Genomic DNA, 578 nt, shown 5'->3' with positions numbered 1-578 from the left:
GGGTGCAGACTATGTGCTCGGCCTCAAGGGCAACCAGGGCACGCTCCACGAGGAGGTCGCGGATTTCTTCACCACCGCGCTCGAGGGTGACTTTGCCGGTGTCGCGCACGACTTCATCAGCGAGACCGACAAGGATCACGGACGTCTGGAAGTGCGCCGTTACTGGATCAGCGAAGACCTCAATACCTTATCCGAAACCGAACGCTGGAAGGGGCTACGCAGCCTCGGGATGGTCGAGCGCGAATGCTGGAGCAATGGCGAGCACAGCCTCGAACGGCGCTACTTCATCAATTCCATCCCGGCGCAGGCCAAACGCTTCGCCGAAGCCGTGCGTGGTCACTGGGGGATCGAGAACAAACTGCACTGGCGCTTGGATGTCCTCTTCCGCGAAGACGCCAACCGCATCACAAAAGGCCATGCCCCCGCGATTCTGACCGGCATCCGTCATCTCTGCATGAATCTGTTCGAGCAAGAACCGTCGAAGCTGCGCATGTCGAAGAAGCGTCGCAAGGCCACTTGGAACGATGATTACCGCGCTAAGGTCCTCTTGGGCTGAGAATTTATACGCGCTCGCCCTG

The 578-nt window shown here is 59.5% G+C and carries 1 protein-coding gene; it reads left to right on the top strand.

Translation table 11 applies throughout. The features are described from left to right. A partial coding sequence (locus tag G3446_RS27220; protein WP_164456754.1) for an ISAs1 family transposase occupies positions 1 to 556 on the top strand: 556 nt, incomplete at its 5' end. Between the last annotated feature and the right edge of the window lie 22 nt (positions 557 to 578).

This window comes from Thiorhodococcus minor (assembly GCF_010820565.1).
Classification (GTDB): Bacteria; Pseudomonadota; Gammaproteobacteria; order Chromatiales; family Chromatiaceae; genus Thiorhodococcus; species Thiorhodococcus minor.
This window is presented reverse-complemented; position numbering and strand designations above follow the sequence as displayed.